General features: G+C 45.0%; 24 protein-coding genes. 12 read left to right on the forward strand and 12 right to left on the reverse strand.

Annotated elements, in window-relative coordinates; all coding sequences use genetic code 11:
- Positions 1–4: 4 nt before the first annotated feature.
- The 3 genes from flgD to BMZ28_RS00855 are packed head-to-tail and all read right to left on the reverse strand — an operon-like array spanning position 5 to position 1,475.
- Positions 5–697, reverse strand: a complete 693-nt coding sequence (gene flgD, locus BMZ28_RS00845) for a flagellar hook assembly protein FlgD (protein ID WP_074820104.1) — start codon at positions 695–697, stop codon at positions 5–7.
- Positions 697–1,122: a flagellar basal body rod protein FlgC gene (gene flgC, locus BMZ28_RS00850; protein WP_047780127.1), complete on the reverse strand. Its 426-nt coding sequence runs from the start codon at positions 1,120–1,122 to the stop codon at positions 697–699. The genes flgD and flgC overlap by 1 nt, the downstream gene beginning before the upstream one ends.
- A gap of 2 nt (positions 1,123–1,124) precedes the next feature.
- Positions 1,125–1,475, reverse strand: a complete 351-nt coding sequence (locus BMZ28_RS00855) for a flagellar basal body protein (RefSeq protein ID WP_047780126.1) — start codon at positions 1,473–1,475, stop codon at positions 1,125–1,127.
- Between the two features lie 102 nt (positions 1,476–1,577).
- Between BMZ28_RS00855 and flgA the strand changes: the two genes are divergently transcribed.
- The 3 genes from flgA (at position 1,578) to flgN (ending at position 3,539) form a co-directional block, all read left to right on the forward strand.
- Entirely contained in the window at positions 1,578–2,393 is an 816-nt protein-coding gene (flgA, locus tag BMZ28_RS00860) for a flagellar basal body P-ring formation chaperone FlgA (RefSeq protein WP_136655860.1), read from the forward strand.
- Between the two features lie 433 nt (positions 2,394–2,826).
- On the forward strand, positions 2,827–3,105 hold the full coding sequence (flgM, locus tag BMZ28_RS00865) for a flagellar biosynthesis anti-sigma factor FlgM (protein WP_047780125.1): 279 nt from the start codon (positions 2,827–2,829) through the stop codon (positions 3,103–3,105).
- A 5-nt stretch (positions 3,106–3,110) separates the two neighbouring features.
- On the forward strand, positions 3,111–3,539 hold the full coding sequence (gene flgN / locus BMZ28_RS00870; protein ID WP_074820106.1) for a flagellar protein FlgN: 429 nt from the start codon (positions 3,111–3,113) through the stop codon (positions 3,537–3,539).
- A 144-nt stretch (positions 3,540–3,683) separates the two neighbouring features.
- Here the strand turns inward: flgN and BMZ28_RS00875 are convergent, their stop codons facing one another.
- Both BMZ28_RS00875 and BMZ28_RS00880 read right to left on the reverse strand, forming a co-directional pair.
- Positions 3,684–4,151 (reverse strand): YqeJ family protein, encoded by a 468-nt coding sequence (locus BMZ28_RS00875; RefSeq protein ID WP_074820109.1) that lies wholly within the window; start codon positions 4,149–4,151, stop codon positions 3,684–3,686.
- Positions 4,141–4,917, reverse strand: a complete 777-nt coding sequence (locus tag BMZ28_RS00880) for a winged helix-turn-helix domain-containing protein (protein ID WP_074820112.1) — start codon at positions 4,915–4,917, stop codon at positions 4,141–4,143. Before BMZ28_RS00880 ends, BMZ28_RS00875 begins: the two co-directional genes overlap by 11 nt.
- 750 nt (positions 4,918–5,667) lie before the next feature.
- Between BMZ28_RS00880 and BMZ28_RS00885 the strand changes: the two genes are divergently transcribed.
- Positions 5,668–6,063, forward strand: a complete 396-nt coding sequence (locus tag BMZ28_RS00885; protein WP_053007522.1) for a winged helix-turn-helix domain-containing protein — start codon at positions 5,668–5,670, stop codon at positions 6,061–6,063.
- Between the two features lie 199 nt (positions 6,064–6,262).
- Positions 6,263–9,190 (forward strand): autotransporter outer membrane beta-barrel domain-containing protein, encoded by a 2,928-nt coding sequence (locus BMZ28_RS00890; protein WP_074820114.1) that lies wholly within the window; start codon positions 6,263–6,265, stop codon positions 9,188–9,190.
- 143 nt (positions 9,191–9,333) lie between these two features.
- Here the strand turns inward: BMZ28_RS00890 and fliJ are convergent, their stop codons facing one another.
- The 7 genes from fliJ to BMZ28_RS00925 all read right to left on the reverse strand — a co-directional run bounded on the left by fliJ (position 9,334) and on the right by BMZ28_RS00925 (position 16,011).
- A complete protein-coding gene (gene fliJ / locus BMZ28_RS00895; protein WP_047780119.1) occupies positions 9,334–9,759 on the reverse strand; it encodes a flagellar export protein FliJ in 426 nt (141 codons plus the stop codon).
- Positions 9,760–9,832: 73 nt separating this feature from the next.
- Complete coding sequence (gene fliI, locus BMZ28_RS00900; RefSeq protein WP_047780118.1) at positions 9,833–11,152, reverse strand: flagellar protein export ATPase FliI; 1,320 nt, start codon at positions 11,150–11,152, stop codon at positions 9,833–9,835.
- Positions 11,145–11,909: a flagellar assembly protein FliH gene (gene fliH, locus BMZ28_RS00905; RefSeq protein WP_047780117.1), complete on the reverse strand. Its 765-nt coding sequence runs from the start codon at positions 11,907–11,909 to the stop codon at positions 11,145–11,147. Before fliH ends, fliI begins: the two co-directional genes overlap by 8 nt.
- Positions 11,910–11,913: 4 nt before the next feature.
- Positions 11,914–12,960 (reverse strand): flagellar motor switch protein FliG, encoded by a 1,047-nt coding sequence (locus tag BMZ28_RS00910; RefSeq protein WP_047780116.1) that lies wholly within the window; start codon positions 12,958–12,960, stop codon positions 11,914–11,916.
- Positions 12,923–14,551, reverse strand: coding sequence for a flagellar basal-body MS-ring/collar protein FliF (gene fliF, locus BMZ28_RS00915; RefSeq protein WP_074820116.1), 1,629 nt, complete (start codon positions 14,549–14,551; stop codon positions 12,923–12,925). Before fliF ends, BMZ28_RS00910 begins: the two co-directional genes overlap by 38 nt.
- 10 nt (positions 14,552–14,561) lie before the next feature.
- Positions 14,562–14,915: a flagellar hook-basal body complex protein FliE gene (fliE, locus tag BMZ28_RS00920; RefSeq protein WP_047780114.1), complete on the reverse strand. Its 354-nt coding sequence runs from the start codon at positions 14,913–14,915 to the stop codon at positions 14,562–14,564.
- 73 nt (positions 14,916–14,988) lie between these two features.
- Positions 14,989–16,011 carry a sigma-54 interaction domain-containing protein gene (locus BMZ28_RS00925; RefSeq protein ID WP_047780113.1) on the reverse strand — a complete coding sequence of 341 codons (1,023 nt, stop codon included), beginning with the start codon at positions 16,009–16,011 and terminating at the stop codon, positions 14,989–14,991.
- Between the two features lie 576 nt (positions 16,012–16,587).
- On the opposite strand from BMZ28_RS00925, the gene BMZ28_RS00930 reads away from it, so the two are divergent.
- Genes BMZ28_RS00930 through flhA form a run of 7 tightly spaced genes read left to right on the forward strand, consistent with a single transcriptional unit; the run spans position 16,588 to position 22,932 of the window.
- Positions 16,588–17,466 carry a FliM/FliN family flagellar motor switch protein gene (locus BMZ28_RS00930; protein ID WP_047780112.1) on the forward strand — a complete coding sequence of 293 codons (879 nt, stop codon included), beginning with the start codon at positions 16,588–16,590 and terminating at the stop codon, positions 17,464–17,466.
- The gene (gene fliN / locus BMZ28_RS00935) at positions 17,459–17,851 is read left to right on the forward strand and encodes a flagellar motor switch protein FliN (RefSeq protein ID WP_074820118.1); all 393 of its coding nucleotides are present in this window, start codon (positions 17,459–17,461) and stop codon (positions 17,849–17,851) included. Before BMZ28_RS00930 ends, fliN begins: the two co-directional genes overlap by 8 nt.
- Complete coding sequence (fliP, locus tag BMZ28_RS00940) at positions 17,848–18,657, forward strand: flagellar type III secretion system pore protein FliP (protein ID WP_083399608.1); 810 nt, start codon at positions 17,848–17,850, stop codon at positions 18,655–18,657. Before fliN ends, fliP begins: the two co-directional genes overlap by 4 nt.
- A 2-nt stretch (positions 18,658–18,659) precedes the next feature.
- Positions 18,660–18,932, forward strand: coding sequence for a flagellar biosynthesis protein FliQ (gene fliQ / locus BMZ28_RS00945; protein ID WP_047780110.1), 273 nt, complete (start codon positions 18,660–18,662; stop codon positions 18,930–18,932).
- A gap of 8 nt (positions 18,933–18,940) precedes the next feature.
- Positions 18,941–19,720 (forward strand): flagellar biosynthetic protein FliR, encoded by a 780-nt coding sequence (gene fliR, locus BMZ28_RS00950; protein ID WP_074820120.1) that lies wholly within the window; start codon positions 18,941–18,943, stop codon positions 19,718–19,720.
- Complete coding sequence (gene flhB / locus BMZ28_RS00955) at positions 19,713–20,843, forward strand: flagellar biosynthesis protein FlhB (RefSeq protein ID WP_074820122.1); 1,131 nt, start codon at positions 19,713–19,715, stop codon at positions 20,841–20,843. The genes fliR and flhB overlap by 8 nt, the downstream gene beginning before the upstream one ends.
- Entirely contained in the window at positions 20,836–22,932 is a 2,097-nt protein-coding gene (flhA, locus tag BMZ28_RS00960; protein WP_047780107.1) for a flagellar biosynthesis protein FlhA, read from the forward strand. Before flhB ends, flhA begins: the two co-directional genes overlap by 8 nt.
- Positions 22,933–22,986 lie beyond the last annotated feature (54 nt).

Here is a 22,986-nt window from a genome sequence, read left to right on the forward strand (position 1 = left end):
AACGTTAAACTCCTTGTTTTGAACTATCTGGTGATGTTTTGCCGTTAGGGCCGAACTGACTGACGTTATAGAAAGGAACTTCTCCCAGTCCTGAAACGTTAACCAATGCAGAACCACCCTCAAGCGGAATACGTACGTTGTTAACCGTACCGGCAACTTCCAGCGGAACTTTCTTTTCCCCTACGTCAGTGACAACGCTCAGAGAATATTCGCCCGGGGCCAGACCCAGCTCTTTCGGATCAATGGTGAACTCAACCTGTCCTGAAGCCTGTTTCCCCAGTTCAACTTTGCGTTCCACTCCGGCTGAATCTTTAACAATAATGTTAACCGTATTAGCACTCTGCCCTAGCGTGATACGTCCGTTAATCGGCTGATCTTCCAACTGAACTTTGTCGGTCTGCACCATAACGGATTGCCCTACCAGACCGGCGGTAGACAACACCTGAAGGTTATCCATCAGGACTGAATTGTTCTTCATCAATTGAGACATAGTCTCCATTGATTGAACCTGAGTCATTTGCGCCAGTTGGCTGACATATTCAGTACCATCGGTCGGATTCAATGGATCCTGATTCTGAATTTGGGCGACTAACAGCGTCATAAACAAGCTATTCAGATCGCTACCGTCGTTCTTCTGCACGCCGGGATCGTTACCTGAACCGCTATAATTTCGTGTATTATCGACGTTGATCGACATTATCCCTCTCCTAGTTTCAGCAAACTTTGCTGCATACTTTTCACGTTATTCAAGACTTCAACATTGGTTTCAAAACTACGTGATGCCGACATCATGTCGGCCATTTCTTCCACAACGCTGATGTCCGGGTAATACACATACCCTTTTTGGTTGGCCATCGGATGACCAGGCTCGTAACGTTGTACCGCCCCACCCGTTTCCACTACATCAGTGACCTGAACGCTGGCACCCGCAGATGCCCGGTTAGCCATTAATTCACTGCTTTGGTAAATGGCAGAAAATACCGGACGGCGCGCTTTATAAACTGCACCTTCAGATGCAGCGGGTGATTCGGCGTTGGCCAAGTTACTGGCAATGGTATTAAGACGAATAGTCTGAGCCGTCATGGCCGAGCCGGATACTCGATAAATCGAGGAAAAGGACATCGTTATTTCCCTTCAATCGCTTTTTTTAACCCACTCAATTTCATATTGAGAAAAGTTAAACTGGTTTGATAATCCAGACTGTTTTCAGAAAAAGCAGCCTGCTCAACGTTTAATGCAACCGTATTACCATCTTTCGACGGCTGGGTCGGCACGCGATACATCGTTTCTGGCGATCGGTGCATGCCGGTTGAAAATTTTGTACGTTGCATTTCGGCCGCAAAATTTATATCTTTAGCCTGAAAGTTGGGCGTATCCACATTGGCTAAATTCGCAGACAGCAACTCGGCCCTCGCAAGACGAAGCTGTAATGCCGACGGATGAACTCCCAACGCTTTATCAAAACTTATACCCATAAGAAACTTCCTGTAGATGTTATTTATTGCAACGGACAGGCATACATTAAGCAAAATGCGTGCCACATTTTTAACTGCGTGAATAGTAGGAGTTTTATGGATATGCCATCATTAAAGGGGAAGGCCTGCTTCCTCCCTAAAAGGAAGAAAGCAGACAGCGCAAACCGCTTCCTGTTTTCCACTTTTATCACCTTCAGTCTGGTGCTATATATTGTCGCTATGGCTTCATCCGCCAGCGCCGCACCATCATCCAACTCAGCGCGTAAACAGGTTTACGCACTCGCGGTTGAACAAGCGGGTTCGGATATTGCTCAAATAGCCAAACGTAAAGGCTGGAAGGGATATAACAGCAAAGTTAACGTCTTCATTCCTAACGATGTGAGTCGTAATAAAGCGTGTCGGACACCGCTCAAAGCCTCTTCACCGGCCGGTAACAAGATGGAGCTGTCGCGTCTTCGCTACGATATTCGCTGTGAAGATGGCAGTGGATGGGAAGTCGCCGTTACCGTCAAGCCTGATATTTATCTGCCTGTACTGGTGGCTAAAAACACTATCGAACGCGGAGAAAAAATTACCGCGGGAGATATTGAGATGAAAAAGCGCAATATCAGCAGCTCACGCAATGGGTTTATTAGTAACCCTGATGAAGCGGTAGGCCTAACGGTCAAGCGCCGAATTCGTCCCTTGCAGCCCATTATTCCTTCTCAGCTTGAACAGCCTATACTGGTTAATCGCGGTCAGCGGGTTATTATGATTGCCTCTCAAGACGGTATTGAAGCGCGTACCATGGGCGAAGCAATGAAAAATGGCCGTAAAGGCGACATGATTAAAGTCAAAAATCTTAGCAGTAAGAAAGTGGTCACCGCAGTGGTTGATGGTATGGGCGTAGTCAGAATGCTGTATGCACCCGGGCAGTAATCAGAATTTTGGCCGTTTGTATCAGGTGAAAATATTATCTGATAATTTTGCATCAAAACCATTAATCCATCAGTTTGGTGAAAAAGAGTAAAGATGGATTAAAGTTTTTAATACGGCGTGTCGCTTAACTAAAGTATGAAGGAAATCTTCCTTAAATATGGGGGGCTTCCACCAAATAGTTTCGATTCATATGTGCGACGCAAGGCATGCGACTAGTGATAACGACACCTAACAGGTGCGAGGACATCACCCACAGCCGAAACAAAACGTATAGTGCTTTATGCACTATGCCATGCTTAAATAATTAATAAGCGCGTTACGTTGCATATACATGAAGTGAAATTTTTCGGGTTGCCAATGTCCAGGCAAATGTTCACAACATTTAATGCAACACGTGGTCAAAACTATGCGAAAAAACGCCAGAGGAAGAGTTATGAAAATCACCCATACTCAAATGAATCACCAGCATTTGACAACAGCGCAAAATCAAAAGGCTCAGCCGACCGCAGAAACGGCTCAGAAACGCAATGTGGCATCACAGGCTAACGAAGCGTTATCGGAAACCGTTAAGGTAGCTCAAAAAGAGCTGGCCAGTATGCCAGAAGTTGATTTGCAGAAAGTTGCCGAGATCAAAGCCGCTATTCAGGATGGCAAAATCAATATTGACGCGGATGAACTGGCTGCGGCAATACAAAAATATTATCGGGGATAACCTAAGTGAAAACATTACAGGAGCAGGTGAAAGAGCTACTGTCCGAGATCCAAAGCGATCGGAAGTACTATATCAAGCTTATTCACCTGCTTAAGCAGCAACATACGATGATCATCGAACGCAAAACGGATGCGATCGACGAGCTGAATCAGCATATGACCACGATTTATAACCTGCTTGCTGAATCAACTAAAAAACGTATGGCCACTTTAAAAAACCTGTGCATCCCGCCTCATGCGGAAGGAATGCGCTTTTTGTTTTCTCGTCTACCGGCCACCCATCATATTCAAGCCAAAGCGCTGTGGGATGATTTGGAGCTACGAGTACGAGAATGTAAAGAGCTAAACGAGCGCAATGCCCATATCCTGACAATGCAACAGGATATTGTGAATACCATTTTAGGTCATGAACCAGATCCGATTTATCAGCGCTAATCTGATGAGGGAAAAATAGTTTCCCGATTGATAGGTCATTAAACATGTTTACCGCTACATGGCTAAAAAAGCTTATCGTCATTTTACTAACGATGACATAAGCTTATTTACCGCCTCCGCCGTTCATATCTATCAGTCATCTGCTTAGGATTTCGCACAGTAATAGTTCGGTATGTTATTACTTTCAAAAATATAATCGCCCGTTTTAAGTCGATGGATCTTTATCTTATACCCCGTATCTTTTCGCAAGAAGAAATCCAGTACTAAAGGCCTTAATAGCTCAACCAACCGGGGATTATTATCAAACGATTCTTTTGACGAAAAGGTAAAAACGTTATTTTCATGTTGATATGAAAAATTAATTTTCCGATTAATATTGGCAGCGACCTTCCCAGACTCAGATAAATTTCCCGTCACTTCTAATTCCCCATCCCCTCCCTCGAAAGAGTAATGCAAAACAACATTCAATAAATTATTTTTATACAGCACTTGGAGGTTACTTTCGCAAGAGAAATGGTCGTTCTGATACCAATAATATGCTTTAGGTAACAACGGTGATAACACCAGCATTATCACCAGAATGAGAGTAAGAGCCTGCCGTTTAGTTATCATCTTCTGCCTTCATATAATATTTAGACTCGCAATAGACCCCGTGAGTAGAGATAGCTTTGTCACAAGTTATCACCGATACTCTTGGCGCAGTCCGATATATTGTCAGATAAGAAAAGTGGCCAGGGGGGCAGGTTACCTTATTCTCTTGAATAAACGTGATGTAATTATTGGTGTTTTTCCCCCGGGCATAGAAAGTACAATCGCCTATCTTATCCAGATATTGATAATCGGAAAAATATTCACCCTCACCGATATAGCTTGAGTACGACCACCAAGATAACCCGAAAAAGATGAATACCGCACAACACGTTAATAACCAAAGAAATCGCCGGCCAACAATCATATTGCTCTGAGGCAACATCGGTGATGAAACTACAGACTCTACAGTTGAAACAGGCTCAGCGACATGCGTATCATGACTGCCTTCATACGCAACGACTGAGACAGATTTTGATAGCGTAAGCCCTATTTTTGGTACGGTTTTTATCAATTCCTCCTGCAATCCGACTGCCTTTAACCCCTTCCTCAATATTGAAATATTCTGGTAAAAGGTATTGGCTGTGACATAGCTACCGTGGTTTTCCCATACTTCTTTAAAGAACTCTCGCTGCGTCACCACCCCATTTTGACGTTCAATCAATAACAAAAAACACATGCTGGCAGGCATATTGAGTGTCACAGCAGAACTGCTGTCATCACGCGAAACCAGTAATGAACGTTCTGGATAGAACAGGATTGTATTATTAATTAGATAAGATTTTTCCATTTAACAGCCACTTACGTAAAAACAATTTTACGATTAAGATTCAGTTAAGATATTTAAGTCTAGATCAATAATGTCATTAAGACACAGTGGATAGGTTATTTTATCTTATTAAGATTTTTTCAGCGGCGATAAACATACGCCATTCTACTTACCTCTTACTCTGCATTAATATTATCCCTCAGCCCGCCACTCTTTTTATTCCTTACTTAAGCAAAGTTCACTACCCAGAAGCGCACTGGCAGCTTAATCTTATTGCATCCCGACAGGCAGTAAGCAGTTTGTCAGTCAGGTCGGGGAAGATGCAAATAACGCATACTCCCCCTCTTACTTCTCTTCGTCAGCATAAATGATGTTGATAATGAAGAAAGCAAGAAAATACACATATAACTGTTTACTAGTCATAGCATTAGAACAGAAAACAGCCAAACAAGTTAAATATGGAGCTAAAGAATGATGACTATATAGATTTATACTCTTTCATAAGTAAAAGTTTAGCGTTTAATTCTTATTTATTTTGTAGTGAAAACACAGCCACACCAGAAAGGAGCCTAAGTATCTTATTGAATGTTTACTCTCAATAATTTTTATATACAAAATTAAATATCAAGCAGGAAATAAAAACACATTTTTATGTTTATGTTTTTGCATGTTTGATAGTTTTTATATACATGTGTAAATTAGCGATGAATCTTCATAAGAATATTTAGCCCTGAAGTCATCTAAAATAAATAAATGGTTTATACGGATAAAATGGAAAAGAAAGCCTCCGGTTATTATATCGGGAAAGATGTACTTTTAGATATTCATCATAACATTTTAATGAACTTAACCGCCTCTCATAACGAAAGGTTAATCAGGACAGTTAAATTAAAAGGCACCATGATGAGACTATTGGTTTACTTGCTGGAGAATGCCGATAACAAACTGATATCAAACAATGATATTTTAGTCAACGTTTGGGATAACTTTAATCTAAAGTCTTCTTCACCACGGTTATGGCAGGTAATTAATCTATTGAAACTTAAGCTAATTACAACAGGAGTACCTTATGACTTCATTACCAAGTCTGGCAATAAAGGTTACACCATAAGGGCTGAGCTTATCATGCCAATATATTACAACGAAAAGATTCAATGTAATACATAGCCTCAAGCCAATATAAATAAATTTCAAATAAATAGGTTAATTCAAATTAATCTAAAACAGAATTATTTCATCATGATTTATCCAGAGGATTTAAAATTATGATTTAAAAATTCCAAACAAATAAAAAAGCTTATTTGTTACCAAACCAAACAGAAACAACTTTTCTATATTTTTTATTTTTATTTAAGGTAGTTAAAGTATGAACAAGATATATTCATTAGTCTGGAACACCACGTTGCAATCTTGGATCGCTGTATCTGAACTGACAAGATCCGGAAAAAAATCAGTACAATCAAATGGTATGATAACGGCCGCATTATTATTAATGCTGCCTTTTACTGCCAGCGCCGCCACCAATACCTGTACCGGTACCGGCCCCGTTACCGTGAGTGCAGGTAACAGCTGTACGATTGAATCAGTAACCGTTACGTCTTCTGGTATAGCATCGACAAACTCTGCGCTACAGGCTAGCGGAGCCAATACCATTATGAACGCTACCAACGTATCGGCAACCAGTAACGGTAGTTCTGCCGGATACGCCAGCGCTGGTGGTGCAATAAATATCATTGGTGGTCTCTACCAGAGTTCGGGCACCAACAGACATGCCGTTGTCGCATCAGGGGATCAGAGTCAAGTTAATGTCAATGGCGCAAAGCTAATCGCGACAGGCGCATCTGCTGCTGGTGCACAAGCCGTATATGCTGGTGCTACGGTAAATATCACCAACAGTGAAATCGAAAGCACGGGAACCTCAGCATATGGTGTATACGCTGTCAGCCAGGGACAACTGAATATCACTGATAGTACCATCAAAACATCGGGGATCGGGTTAGCTAGCCTATATGCTGGTTCTCAGATCGTCGCTGGTAATACCAAAATTGAAGCCCAAGTTGGTGCTCAGGCCACCACAGGTACAACCATATCTATTAATGGCGGTTCAATGCTCACAAACGGGTATGGCCTCTACGCTAGCGGGACTAACGGCCGGGTTGATCTTTCTGACACCTCTACGACACAGATTATAACCATGAATGCTGATGGTACAGGTGCATACGCTCGCAGTGGTCATATCGCTCTCGACAATGATGCAATATATACTCTGGGCACAGCCGCTTATGGGCTCTCCGCCGACACTAACGGTACCATCCATGCGAACAAAAGCAGCATCAATACCTCTGGCGTTAGCGCTTATGGCGTTTATGCCCTCAATGGTGCAAATATAGACTTACAGCAGAGTAACATTTCCACCGACTGTGAGCTTGCCCATGGTTTGGTCGTTAAGAATGCCCTGCCGATGACGCTAACAGGAAGTAAAATTACTACTCACGGTGCGGAAGCAACAGGATTTGTCTTAATGGGTCCCAATAGCGGCAATACTGGAGCAACCAAATACCAGCTATCACTGCTTGACGACAGTCATATCATTTCTAACAACGGTATTGGCGCAATTATAGACGGTGAAGCAGATATTGATGTTCGCAATGCCAGTTCGTTAGTTGGCGTAAGTGAGAGCGGTCTTGCACTGGATATTTTGTCAAACAGCAAGTTAAATATTCTATTTGAAAATGGCAGCCAGCTAAATGGTTCGGTACGCACTGCTGCGGATGGTACCAGCAATGTGACGCTACTGGATGGTTCTTTATGGATGCTAGCCGGTGACTCCAACATCAGCAATTTAAATAACTCGCGCAGTTCTATTATGTTTACCGGTTTGGATAATACGTTTAATACATTAACTGTTAATGGTGATTATCTGTCAGATAATGGCACCCTAAGAATCAGAACTCAGTTAAGCAGCGATGACTCATTGACTGATAAAGTGATCGTTAACGGCAACACATCTGGTCATACTTACCTACAGGTCAATAACAACGGCGGTACCGGTGACTTCACCCATAATGACGGCATTCAGGTCATTCAAGTGAATGGCGCTTCTGATGGTGTATTCTCACTCGCTGAGCGTGTAGTCGCAGGTACTAATGAGTACCTGTTATTTCAGGGTGGAAAAAGTACGGCAAATGATGGTAACTGGTACCTGCGTTCTGAAGTGCCTGCACCGGTTATCGTCCCACCGAAGCCTACCGAGCCTGAAAAACCGGAGACTGGCGAAACTGAAATACCTGGGTCCGTGGTACCGGAAAAAGTACGCCCGCCGGTGCGACCATCCAGCCTTTACCGTCCAGAGATCGGCGCTTACCTGGGTAACCAGCTTGCAGCGACCAATATGTTCCGTCATACCCTGCATCAGCGTTTAGGTGAGCTGGATTTCAGTGAAGCACAGCGTACTTCAGAAGGTACCCCGGGCTCAGTCTGGTTGCGCGTACAGCGTAATGACTTCACCGCGGATACCGGCTCAAAACAGATCGATGTCGATACCACCACCGATATTCTGCAGTTGGGCGGTGATCTGGCGCGCTGGAGCAACGGTGATAGCCGCTACCATTTAGGTGTGATGGCGGGTATCGGCCACGCAAAAACCGACGTTAACTCTAACGTACTGAGCTACAAAGCCAAAGGTGACGTGGATGGTTATAGTGCCGGACTCTACGGTACTTGGTATCAGAGCGCCAGCCAACCTACCGGTGCCTATATTGATACCTGGCTACAATTTGGCCGCTATAACAACAGTGTGAAAGGTGATGGGCTGGCAACAGAGGAGTATGACAGCAAAACCTTCAGCGCTTCCGTTGAGGCTGGCTATGCCTTCGAAGCGGCTCGTGGCGAAAATTACGCTTGGTTTATCGAACCTCAGGCTCAAGTTATCTACACCAGCTTTGACGCTGATAAACACCGTGAAAAGAACGGCACCCTAGTCACAACTAAAGATTCACAGGATGTCACTACCCGTTTGGGTGCGCGTACCTACATACGCCCAGTGACTCAATCTACAGTTAGCATTCAGCCATTTGTGGAAACTAACTGGTGGCATCAGGCAGGTGATAATAGTATTGCCTTTAACAACAGTACGATGAAACTCAATAGTGCCAAGAACGTCTATGAGGCAAAAGTGGGTGCTGAAGTTGCGCTAAATAAAGGCTTCGGTATCTGGGGTAACGTAGGTAAACAGTTTTCCGCTGGCGAGCAGCGTGATGTATCAGGCCAGATTGGCGTGAAATACAGCTGGTAACCCCAACTTATCGCAATCAACCAACAACGCTCAGCTTATGCTGAGCGTTGTTTTTTTATATGGTAAATAAATATATCTCTGGCAAAACCAGTAGAAAAGATCATCACTCGGCAACATCGAGTGACTTGGAGAATATGAAGCAGTTAACGTCCGCGCAGCCAACACTGTGCCGATAGTGCATCAGTCACTTTCTGCTGTTTACGATCTTCTTCCAGTGCAATATCCGATTTTTGCTCATCCAACACCAGCTCAACGGTTTTCTCACGGCAGGCTTCTTTAACCAAATTTTCCTGTAAAACTTTGGCCTGATTATCCGCCATGGCAAATTCCTGCTGCTGCCAGTTAATCAAATAACGCAGATGATTTTTATAGTGGGATTGATTATTCATCAGTATCGGTGAATCGCCCGGCTTAACCTGGGTATCGTCATTCAGGGAAGTCAGGGCATCAATATTGTTCTGATAACGCTGACAAAGCTGCTTTTGTTGGGAAAGCTGGCCGGTCAATTCCGACACCGCTCGACTACGTAGTTGCTTTAGCAGTTGCAGCGTTTTGATGGTTTGATCCATGATGCAAGGTTTCCTAATTTAATACCGCATAAATTTCAGACGCTGAGTAAAAAGAGCAAAACCAAAAACAGGATTATCCCCGACTAATATTCCCCAACTGTTCCACCACACTCCCCAGCGGCGCAGCTTCATCAGTTTCCTGACACAGAAAACGACTGATCGCCGGATGCAGGTTTACTGCGCGATCCGCGTCAGGATCGGCACCAGGCACATAGCCTCCCAGTGGGATAAGTGGTTTAATGCCCATATAGGTGGCATACAGTTGCTTCATGGTCCGGGCTGATTTCTGATGATCTTTATCGGTAATCTGGCTCATACAACGGCTAATCGACTGACCAATATCAATCGCTGGATAGTGCCCGGATTCAGCCAGTTTACGCGACAGAACAATATGTCCATCCAGTACCGCACGGGCGCAGTCAACAATCGGATCCTGCTGATCGTCACCCTCGGCCAATACCGTATAGATCGCGGTCATTGAACCGTTACTGGCACTGTTACCCGCACTCTCCACTAGCTTAGGAATAATACCAAATGCTGAAGGCGGATAACCTTTGGTGGCTGGAGGTTCCCCCAAGGAAAGGGCAATCTCCCGCTGAGCCATGGCATAGCGGGTCAGGGAATCTACCAACAACAAAACATCCTTACCTTTGTCACGAAAATAAGCAGCAATCGTGTGGCAAAGCTCAGTTGCTTTGATACGCATCAGCGGAGACTCATCCGCTGGGGCGGCAATAACAATGGATTTAGCCATGCCCTCAGCTTTCAGGGAGTGCTCAATAAATTCTCTGACTTCTCGGCCACGCTCACCAATTAAGCCAACAATAACCACTTCAGCCTGAGTCTGCCGAGTAATCATACCCAGCAACACGCTTTTTCCGACGCCACTACCCGCCATCAAGCCAACGCGCTGACCTTTACCAATGGTCAGCAAACCATTGATCGCTTTAACTCCCACGTCTAACGGTTCAATGACTGGTTGGCGGGTCAACGGATGAATTTGCGTCGGTTGAGGAGACAGAGGGGTATCACCGCTGAGTTTACCTTTGTTATCCATCGGTTCCCCCAGTCCATTGACCACCCTACCCAACCAGCTATCGCCAATCTGGATATCCTGCTCTTTTTCACAGGGAAAAACCCGTGCTCCGGCAATTAAACCCATCGGCGATTTAAACGGCATTAAAAAGGTAACGTCTCGGTCAAAACCAACGACCTGCGCATCGATTAACGTATGATCTGCCCCTTCAATACGGCAACGCTGGCCAATAGCCAGCCGACATCCTACACATTCCAGCAGAATGCCGTTTACCCGTACCAGACGCCCGGCCACCCGAGCCAGATTAATACTCTCAATTGACTTGAGCGCCTTATCCAAAGAGGAGAAATCAGTCATCGATCGTTCCCGTTCCCGTTTCGCGTTCAACTTCCGGCGGCAACAAATTCTCTTTTAACACATCAATGCATTGATCCAACCGATGCTGACAGCCCACATCAATTTCCGTGGTATCGGTCGCTACTCGGCATTCGCCGTGCTCCATATTGGCATCTGGCGTGAGTCCCCATTCGCGGACTTTCTCCGGTTCGGCATCGTTCAAGCGGGAAAACTCTTCCGGGTTAACGTGTACCCGAATTTGTTTCGGTTGTTCTGGTAGCCCTGCCAGCGCTTCTTCAACCAACGCTAACAGCTGCGTTGGTTGTAACGCCAGTTCACAGCGAATAACCTGCCGAGTGACTTTATCCACCAACTGTAGCAGTTCTGTACGGCGCTGAACTTCATAGTTATCCAGAAATGTCTGAAACTGCTGAACCATACCATCCAGAGGATCGGCTGCTCGCTCAAACATTGCCCGGCCTTCGAGAGAGCCTTCTTTGTTGCCTTTTTTCAGCCCTTCTTCAAAGCCAAGGCGTAATCCTTCCTGATAGCCTTCTTCTTTACCCTGATTAACACCCTGTTCAAATCCTTTATCCAATCCTTCCTGAAAACCGTTCATCAGCTGTTGCTGATATTCAGCCGGTTCCAACGTTTGGGACTCATTAAGAGAAACTTCCCAACGCTTACGCAGAGGTGGAAACTGATGCACGCGGTACTTTCCCGCATTACGGCTATTTTTCTGGGTTAATAAATTGAGCTTTTCGCGACCGTCACTCATCACATCACTCCATGGTCTGTTCCGAGAACAGCTGAATTTGAATCTCACCATCCTCAGCCAATTCACGTACCGTCGCCATAATATCTTTACGCACCTGATCAATACGGCTGACCGGTACCGGACCCAAACGGGTGGTACTCAGCTGTAATTGCTGAACCTGACGCTTTGGCATTACGTTGTAGATGGATTGGCGCAGTACCGGCTCAGTGCCTTTCAATGCCACCGCCCAATCTTCCATTGGAATTTCATCTAACAACCGCTGAATGGTGGCTTCGGTCTGACGACTGAGAATAAAGAATTCATACATTTCATCCTTCAATTCATCCACTACCGCTTCATCACGCTCACGTAGTTGATCCAATAGCTGCTGCTGATTATTCGGAATACGGTTAACGATATTCGCTGCCTGTTTAATCCCTTTGACTTTAGAACCATGTTCAGAAAGCACGGCAACGCCGCGTTCAATCAAACGATCCAGTTCGTCCACCACATCACGGTTAACATCATCCAGTTTGGCAATGCGATACAGGATCTCATCCTGACGTTCCGCTTCAATGAACGACAGCACAGTCGCAGCCACATCCGGCGGTAAGAATGCCAGGAATACCGCCTGAAGCTGTAAATGTTCCTGATCGATAAGTGCCGCTAGTTGGCGAGTATCAACCCACTGTAAGCGTGCCATACGATGGCGAATTTCATCGCCATAAATGCCGTTAATCACGCTGGTAGCGATTTCGCCCCCCAGCGCTTTATCCAGAATACTTTGTAAATAGGAACGTGAGGCACCATTGATACCACTCTGTTCTCTGTAGTCCTGGAAAAAGCTATTCATCGCCTGTCTGGCCTGAGTGATCTTGATACCGTGCAGTCTGGCCATGGTTTCACTCAGTCGAATAACTTCCTCACGAGTCAGTTTTTTCATTACCGTAGCAGCAGCTTCTTCTCCCACGCTCAACAGCAGAATTGCCGCCTGTTCCAGACGATTACGCGAGTTGTTGGCGCTGCTGGCAGACTTACTGCTCTTGCTTGGCGTTTGTGTTGCTTCGGTCATTACTGTTTATCCACTGTTTAATTACTTCCGCTACGCGGTCCGTTTCGCTCTGCGCTAACAGCTGTAAGTATTCAACTTTTGTTTCCAGGCCAGAACTCAGCGGTGGGAGATTATCCTCACCCTGGAAGCTTGCGCGCGGTAGCTCAAGCCCTTTGCCGCTTTCTGACTCATCATCTTCTTCTTCGCCGTCTTCACCTGTTCGGCGAACGGCTAACGCCGGGACATTCTCTTCTTTTCTGGTTAACCGTTTAATTAACGGATTCATACCAAAGAACAGGAACAGCAGAGATAGCAAACCAATGCCGCCCATCTCAGCCCAACGAATAATGCTTGGATCCTGCCACCACGGCAACGCCACATCATCGATTGGCGATGGCGCTGTAAATGCCATCATACTCAGGGTTAACGAGTCACCGCGTTGACGATCGATACCTGCTGCATCGTCCACCAGCTTATTGAGCTTAGCAATCTGTTCATCATTCCAACCGGCAACGGCTGGCGCATCCTTATTCAGGATGATGGCGACCGTCATTTTCTCCAGCTTAAAGCCCGGATGATTGATGCTGCGAATATCACGATCGTAAGCATATTTACGCTGCGACTGGCTACGTATTGAAGTAGAGGCAGTAGCATTATTATTCGCTTGATTAGCCGGTCGATTACTCAATGCGCCAGGAATTCCCTGTGCCGCATCATCAGACGCATTTTCCTGATTAACATTTTCATCGCTAACCCGAGGATCACCAATATAACGCTCTTGAGTTTCATTTATTTTACTCAAATCAAGCTGCGGCATAACGCTAACCCGATAATTGCCGGTGCCAACCAACGGCCCCAAAATATGGGCAACGTTTTTCTCAATTTCCGCCTGCAAACGGCCTGAAATATCGGAGCGGCTCTTCATACTGGCCAGCCCCGGATTATTGGACTGATAGCTTCCCGACAGCAGTTCGCCGTCCTGATCAATCACCTGTACATTACTCGGGTTCAAGCCCGGTACGCTGCCAGAAACTAAATGAATAATCGCACCAATCTGTTCTTCATTCAGATGCTGACCATATCGTAAACGCACGATAACCGAAGCACTATTCTCCGGTTTATTATTAATCACAAAGGAACTGGCTTCGCTAATGCCCAAATGCACTCTGGCCTGAGAAATGGAATCCAGCGCCATAATACTCTGAGCTAGCTCTCCCTCCAGACTCCGTTTATAGCGTACGTTCTGAATAAACTGGCTGCTGCCAAGCAGTGCCTCTTTATCCATCAGCTCATAGCCGGATGGCACCATCACGGTGATTCCTTTAGCGGCTAATGCCATACGCGCTTTCGCCAAACTATTTTCAGGAACCAAAATCTGACCGCCGTTCGGATCGATGCGGTAACTAATCGACTCGCCGCCCAAGACTTCTACGACCTGAGAAACTGGAATATTTTCCTGAGCGCCAAATAAAGCCACATAGCCTTGCGTGCTGCGCCATAGTGAGAAAACGATAATTCCGGTAATCAGAGCCGCGGTGGCAATGCCAATCATCATGCCCTGATTCTTACTGAGCCTTAATGAGGTAATTTTCTGTTTAAATTGTTCTAGCACTTTGATGGCCTTACAACGAGATATTCATCACTTGATCAAGTGCATGGGTTAACTTATTGCGAACTTCCATCATCGCGGAAAAAGCAATCCCGGCTTTCTGACTTTCAACCATGGTTTCCATCAGATTATCGCTGGTACCCATGTCAATGGCAGTCTGCATTTCACTGGCTTTATGCTGCATACCATCAACATGATTGATGGCACCGTTAAACACCTGGGAAAACGCCACACCCTGAGTCTGACTGGCGCTACCGACATTCGCAGCCGGCAGAATTTCGGCACCGGACATGGCCGACATGCGCTGCATTTCCTGCATCATATTTAACTGGGAGCGTTGGATACCCACTGAATCTATTTTATCCATTTCTGGTTATTTCCTTTGTGAAATATAAAGCAAATCTTTGGCGCTTTAATCAACGCCGGTAGTAAAACTGATTTTATGAAAAGCATTCCACATCGATGCCCTGTTCACGCATAGACGCCAAACGATAGCGCAGCGCTCGTGGCGTAATGCCCAGAAACTGTGCCGTCTTTGATTTGTTGCCCTTATGTCGTTTCAATAAATCAACAATGTATTGGTACTCTGCAATGCGACCGCGCACTTTAAGATGTCTGGCCGGTTCGTTCAGTTGGGTCACGATGACTTGAGGAGCTGCATCACTTTCTATTGGCATTTCCTCATTGATCTTCAATCCCAGATCGGTGACCTGAATAACGCTGTCATTACTCATAATGATGCCGCGTTGGATCACATTCTCCAGCTCACGTACGTTTCCCGGCCATTCATAACGCTGTAGCTGGTGCTGTGCCTCTTCGGATAAATGAATACCACCCGCAGAGAACATGCCATATTTACGAATAAAACGATTAGCCAGAGGCAGGATATCTTCACTGCGTTCACGTAACGGCGTGATATGGATGGGAACAACGGATAAGCGATAAAAGAGATCCTGCCGGAAACGACCTTCCTCGATTTCAGTTTCCAAACTCTTATTGGTTGAAGCAATTAAACGAATATTCAGCGGGATTCTTTTATGGCTACCTAAGCGTTCTACTTCTTGTTCCTGTAATACACGTAATAGCTTAGCCTGTAGAGAAAGTGGCATATCACCAATTTCATCCAGTAATAAGGTACCGCCATTCGCCTGTTCAAATTTACCGGCTACGCTATTCACTGCACCGGTAAATGCGCCTTTTTCATAACCAAATAACATGGCCTCCAGCATACTTTCTGGAATAGCTGCACAGTTAACACCAATATAAGGTGCTGCATTATCTTTAAAAGCGTGGTGATGAATATATTTAGCAATACACTCTTTACCCGTTCCTGTCTCACCAGTAATTAAAACCGGGACATTGTACTTTGCAACTTTTTTGGCAAGAGAAAACAGACTAATCGTTGAAGGTGCGCTCGCAACAAAAGTTGTCTCATTAACTGAGATAGCTGATTTTAGATGCATAATTTATTTCACCCGACTCAAATCAATTCCGTTTGTAATCCAAATTACTTAGCTCTAGGCAACAACAATAAATAGAATATATATAAATATTTTCTATTTAACTAAAAGTAAATATTTTAAAAAAAACTTTTGATGCCAGTTAAGCCAATCAATATTCACATAATTGACAGAATTATAACCATAGTATTCAAATTTTATTCAATTAATTAAATATTAAATAATAAGTCATTGAATATTATATGATTAATATTTTTTTAATGGTTATTTCGCGAGGATTAATAATAGATTAATAAGTCCCATGCTATTGATCGGGGACTTAATAGAGAGTTTAATATCGGGCGTTACGCAGGAATGTAATAAAAGAGAAGGAATCTGCATTCACTACCGCCGTTAAATATTGATAACGACACAGTGTGGTGAAAACTTAAATATTCTTCTATCTTTTATTTAAAAATATCTAAAAATAACGCTTAAAGTGCAGCAGACACCTTTCTCAGTCTGTTTTCGCTGTTTAAAAATTCAGGAAGAAATGAGAAGAACGCAAACAATATATTGCAACCCTTATTGGATAAAACGATGTTACGCAAACGGCAAAAGAGTAGAATTTTTCACATTCATGACTTGCCTCAGATAATGAAGTTGGAAGTTAATAAATTAGGACGACCGTATCATAAGGTTCCTAAAATATTCACCAACAACTTCGATATATTAGATGCAAAAATTAGCACGTACTTTTTGAAAAAGTATCGTGTCAATGTCGCGCTTGATGATATTACTTTTCATATGGATTCAGAGCATAAATATGCTCAAATCTTTTCTACTCCGTTTGGTAATATCGCTTTTGATATTGATCGGATGTTATTACTTAACATTCTTAATGACTATTATGGATTAGGTAAAGACAATGTGCAGATCCACCCCGATCTGCAAACACCGATCACTAAAACTGAAGAACGCCTTAAAAACAAGCTGGGGCTTGAGCTGTCATCATTGGTATTACACCCCGGTATTTTTGGTGATGAGCTGGAAATCAAAAACGATTACTCCACCATTATCAATAAATGGTCCTACAAAATTACCTTTTCGCTGGAAGGGTACGATCAGGGGCAGTTCCATATTCTGTTGGATAATCAGCACGTCGATCGCTTGCTGGCTACCTTACGCCGCCCTAATGAACAAGATCGTAAAGAGAGCGAAAACCTCTCTAACGAGCAGCTTGAACGCATGATTAATTGTTTACCGGTACGCCTTGTTGGTCGACTGTCATGCTCACAGCTCACCGTGGCGGAATTAATGACGCTAACGGCCGGGGATATTATCCCGGTTTCATTACCTAACCGTTTCCCTCTGTTAATCGGAAAAGAACAGCTATTTAACGCCGTGATAGCCGAAGATCGGGGCAAATTATACTTTTCTGAGTTTAACGACAATAGCAACGAGACAAAACATGATTGATAACAACGACGATCACAACGATTTAGATTTTAACTTTAATCTGGACGATGACATGCTGTCCCCCGACAGTGACGCGCTGTTAGCCACCGCAGGACAATCGGCAGAAGAGCTGGCGCAGGCGGAGAAAAAACGCAACATGTCACTGTTCAGTCGTATTCCGGTCACCATGACGCTGGAAGTGGCTTCGGTCGAAATCTCATTGGCTGAACTGATGTCTATCACCGGTGACTCCGTTATCGAACTGGATAAACTCGCGGGAGAGCCGTTGGATATTAAAGTTAACGGTATTCAGTTTGGTAAAGCCGAAGTGGTGGTACTAAATGATAAATACGGTTTGCGCATCATTGAGTTTAACAATAAGAATTTAGGTGATCTGTCATTATGATAGCGCTCTCTTCTGGCACGCTCGCCGGTGTGAATAGGAAAAACACGCTATTATCAGGCCGGTTTCGTACCGGGCTGCTGTTACTGCTTTTACTGGCGGCTGCGCTATTTTCTGGCAAAATCTTTGCTGCCGGAGGCGATCTAACGCTATTTAGCAGTAACACCACGGCCAACGGTCAGGAATATAGCGTAAAGATTCAGGTTTTGATTTTAATGACCCTGCTAGGTCTGTTGCCTATCATGTTGTTAATGATGACCTGCTTTACCCGTTTTATTATTGTGCTGGCCATCTTACGTCAGGCGCTGGGATTACAACAAAGCCCGCCGAATAAAATTCTAACCGGTATTGCTCTGGCATTAACCCTGCTGATTATGCGTCCGGTTTGGGATCAGGTGTATACCACTGCGGTTGAGCCATTTCAGAACGATCAAATCACCCTGAATCAAGCGCTGAGCAATGCCGAATCCCCACTGAAGACCTTTATGCTGGCTCAAACCAGTAAAAAAGCCTTAAGCCAAATCATGGATATTGCCAAAGTTACCGGCGAACCAAAGGATCAGAGCCTGTCGGTTATCATTCCCGCTTTTGTTCTCAGTGAGCTAAAAACCGCTTTCCAGATTGGGTTTATGATTTATATCCCATTTTTGGTTATCGACATGATTGTGGCCAGCGTTTTGATGGCCATGGGTATGATGATGCTATCACCGCTGATTGTCTCATTACCGTTTAAGCTAATGCTGTTTGTGCTCTGTGACGGCTGGGCATTAACGGTAGGCACTCTCACCGCCAGCATACAGGCGACTTAGCTATGATGACGATCGATCTGGCTTCCGATATCGTTTCTCGCGGTATTTATCTGATCTTAATTGTTTGTGCGGTGGCGATTATCCCCAGCCTGCTTATTGGCCTGTGCGTCAGTATTTTTCAGGCGGTCACGCAAATCAATGAGCAGACGCTCAGCTTTTTGCCGCGTCTGGTCATGACGTTGGTGGTATTGATCATTGGTGGAAAATGGATGTTGCTGAAGCTCAGCGACTTCACCATTGAAATGTTTCATCAAGCCGCGCAGTATGTCGGGTAACACGAAAAATGGGCATTGATATTAATACGCTGATCACACCAATGTTAGCCATCTGGCTACCATTTGTGCGTATCTTGGCGTTTTTCCATTTCTGTCCAATTTTCGATCAACGATCGTTTCCGCTTAAGGCTAAAGTGGCCCTATCGCTGGTATTAGCGATTGTCATGACGCCAATGATAGCCAGTAACGTAGTGCTCAACGATTTACTCACCGTGCGCAGTTTAGTCTTAATTGGCGAACAGATTATCTGGGGCTTTATTTTCGGCACGCTGCTACAGTTTGTCTTCGTCGCTCTGCAAACCGCTGGCCATATTCTGTCTTTCAATATGGGTTTGGGTATGGCGATCATGAACGACCCAAACAGCGGCGCATCAACCACCGTTATCTCTCAGATTATTTTTATTTTTTCCGCCCTGCTGTTCCTCTCGATGGATGGGCACCTGCTATTTATCACGATTCTGTTTAAAGGCTTCACCTATTGGCCAATTGGCCAGGCAATCAACGACCTTTCACTACACACTTTAGTGTTGGGTCTGAGTTGGGTCATTTCCTCCGCCGTATTGCTGTCTCTGCCCACCACCCTGATTATGCTGGTGGTTCAGGGGGTATTTGGCCTGCTTAATCGCGTCTCACCAACCTTGAACCTGTTTTCGCTGGGTTTTCCCATCAGCATGTTATTTGGCCTGTTTTGCCTGATGTTGCTGGCCGGTAATATTCCGGACCACTATCTCAACCTAACCAATATGGTGCTCGACCAATTGGATAAGCTAAGGATTAATCATGGCTGAGCAAAGCAGCGGCGAAAAGTCGGAAAAACCTACCGCAGGAAAACTGCGTAAGGCCAGAGAAAAAGGGGAAATCCCCCGCTCAAAAGACGTGACGATGGCGGCTGGCTTGGTGGCATCACTGTTCACCATCACCAGCTTTTTCCCTTATTACGGTAAATTGATTGAAGAGTCATTTCATACCATTGCCAAAATGGCCGGTAAGCTGGATGACACCGAGGCCATGGCCCAGTTTTTGATGGCCAATGTGATGATCATTATTAAATTTATTGCCACATTGCTGCCTATCCCGGCGACCTGTTTTGTTGCTTCGCTGGTTCCCGGCGGCTGGCTCTTTACCCCCAACAAGCTGATTCCTGATTTTAAGAAACTCAGTCCAATCAGCGGCGTTAAGCGCCTGTTCTCCGCTAGTCATCTGACTGACGTGATTAAGATGCTACTGAAATGTGGCATTTTGATTTATCTGCTGTACGTCATGGTACAAAGCTCGATTGGCGACATGATGCAGCTACAGGGACTGTTTCTGAATGATGCTATTAAGAAAGGATTTCAGGAATACTACAGCATCATGATCTACTTTGTGATTACTATCGCGCTGTTTGCCTTTATTGATATTCCATTGAGTAAGCATCTGTTTACCAAAAAAATGAAAATGACCAAGCAGGAAATCAAAGACGAATATAAAAACAGTGAAGGTAAACCTGAAGTTAAAAACCGCATTCGTCAGCTACAGCGCCAGTTTGCTATGGGACAAATCAATAAAACCGTGCCCAAAGCCGATGTCATTATTACTAACCCCACTCACTTCGCCGTGGCATTAAAATATGAACCGGAGAAAGCCAGTGCGCCCTACGTCGTTGCCAAAGGTATTGATGAGGTCGCTTTATATATTCGTGAAGTGGCCCGAACCAACCAAATTGAAATTGTTGAGTTACCCCCGCTGGCCCGCGCGATTTATCACACCACCCGCGTGAATCAACAGGTTCCCGCACAGTTGTATCGCGCTATCGCCTACATATTGACTTACGTTTTGCAATTAAAGTCATGGCGAGCCGGCAAAGCTGATAAACCCAAACTGAACACTGGGATCTCCATTCCTAACGAGGTATTGAAGCAGTATGAGTAAGTTTTCATTAAAAGGAATATTTGCCGCATTAAGGCATGGGCACATAGGGGTGCCAATTCTGCTATTGTGCGTACTGGCGATGGTTATTCTGCCGCTTCCGCCTATCGTGCTGGACGTCCTGTTCACCTTTAATATTGTGCTGGCCATTTTGGTTCTGCTGGTGAGCGTGAACAGTAAACGTCCGCTGGATTTTGCCATTTTCCCTACCATTTTGCTGATTACCACGCTGATGCGCCTGACCCTGAACGTCGCATCAACCCGTGTGGTACTACTCAATGGTCATGAAGGGGTTGGTGCCGCGGGTAAGGTGATTGAAGCCTTCGGTCAGGTGGTGATCGGCGGCAACTTCGTGGTTGGTTTCGTGGTGTTCGTGATTCTGATGATCATCAACTTTGTGGTGGTGACCAAAGGTGCCGAGCGAATTTCTGAAGTTTCTGCACGCTTTACACTGGATGCCCTGCCCGGTAAACAGATGGCGATTGACGCAGACCTGAACGCAGGCTTGATCAATCAAGAGCAGGCCAGAGCACGGCGTAAAGATGTGTCCAATGAGGCCGACTTCTACGGGGCAATGGACGGCGCCTCCAAATTTGTGCGCGGTGATGCCATTGCCGGGATCATGATCCTGGTAATTAACGTCATCGGCGGTATCTTAATTGGTATTTTCAAACATAATCTGGATGCTGGCACCGCATTTGAACAGTATGTGCTGTTAACCATCGGTGATGGCTTGGTCGGCCAGATCCCATCATTGCTGCTATCAACGGCGGCAGCGATCATCGTTACTCGCGTAAGTGACAGCGGTGATATGTCCGATGAGATTAAAACTCAACTGCTGGCATCACCATCGCTGTTATATACCGCTGCGGGAGTCATGTTTATTCTGGCGATTGTGCCGGGCATGCCACATATGGCTTTCTTAACGTTTACTGGCGTATTGCTGTTTGTCGCCTGGAAACGCAGTAAAGCCATAGAAAAACCCGCCCCGGTTGAAGATCTTGTCGCGATTACCAATGCCATGACCGAGGACACCGCGCAAACGGTCAGTTGGGATACCATTCCCATTGTTGAGCCGATTGGTCTGAATCTGGGTTATAAACTGGTGACGCTGGTGGATCAATCCAAGGGTGATCCACTCACTCAGCGAATTCGCGGGGTACGTCAGGTCATTTCAGAAACCTGCGGAGTGTTATTACCCGAAGTAAGAATTCGCGAAAATTTCCGGCTCAAACCCGCGCAATATGCCATTCATATCAATGGCGTAAAAGTGGCTACCGGTGAGGTTCATGCCGACAAGATGATGGCTATTCCATCAACGGAAACTTACGGTGAAATCGATGGTGTACTGGATAACGATCCGGCTTACGGTATGCCCGTTACGTGGATTACGCCAGAACAAAAACCCAAAGCCCTGAACCTCGGTTATCAGGTGGTAGATTGCGCCAGCGTCGTGGCTACTCATGTTAATAAAGTGGCACGTCAATGCCTGCCGGACCTGTTTAACTACGATGACATTACTCATTTGCATGAGCGTCTATCTTCCATCGCACCCAAATTGGCAGAAGACTTATCCGCTGCGCTAAATTTCAGTCAGCAGTTACGAATCTATCGCCAGTTGCTGGTCGAACAGGTTTCCCTGAAAGATATTGTGACCATTAGTTCAACCCTGTTGGAGAGTTCTACCGTCACCAAAGATCCGATTCTGTTAGCATCGGATGTGCGTTATGCCTTACGTCGCGCTATCGTCTATGGACTGAATCAGGATCGCAAAAAACTGGCGACCTATACCATCGATAATGCACTGGAAAATATGTTATTGAGTTCGTTAAATCAGGCGCAGCAATCCGGTAAAGTCGCATTGGACAGTTTCCCGGTCGATCCGAATATTCTGACTCAATTACAAACCAATATGCCGGTGATTAAAGAGCAAATGAAAGCCCAGGGATGTGAACCTATTTTACTGGTAACGCCACAGCTCAGGCCAATATTGGCACGCTATGCCCGGTTGTTTGCTCCCGGTTTACACGTTTTATCTTACAATGAAGTCCCGGATGAGAGTGAACTGAGTATTGTCGGCTCACTAGCCTGATAGGAATTTAACGGTAAAAATTCATCATAAAAAAACAGAGGGAATTCCCTCTGT

Origin of the sequence: Pragia fontium DSM 5563 = ATCC 49100 (assembly GCF_900112475.1) — a bacterium.
GTDB classification, from domain to species: Bacteria; Pseudomonadota; Gammaproteobacteria; order Enterobacterales; family Enterobacteriaceae; genus Pragia; species Pragia fontium.